Here is a 253-nt window from a genome sequence, read left to right on the forward strand (position 1 = left end):
CCAGGTCCGACTTCGTCAACAGGCTGTTATCTTCAGGATAGACGCGAAAGTTATCGTGATCTCTTCCGAAACTATCCAATCCGGTTGGCTTGAAAATCACACGATGATTATGAGTTGGCGCCAATGCGTCGTTTAAAGGCAAGCGAATATCGGTGACAGGTTTACACGCAAACTCGCTCAGGCAGCATGGGCAATAGGCCGTTTTCGAGCTGGTTGTTGCTATATTGTTATCGGGCATATTGCTTTCGACGCT

Annotated in this window: 1 protein-coding gene; it reads right to left on the reverse strand. The window is 47.8% G+C overall.

Features of this window, described 5'->3' with window-relative positions; translation table 11 throughout:
- Positions 1–238: hypothetical protein (locus E1297_RS49420; protein WP_209015513.1), on the reverse strand; the 238-nt coding region annotated here is incomplete at its 3' end.
- Between the last annotated feature and the right edge of the window lie 15 nt (positions 239–253).

Source organism: Roseibium sp. RKSG952 (genome assembly GCF_009711355.1).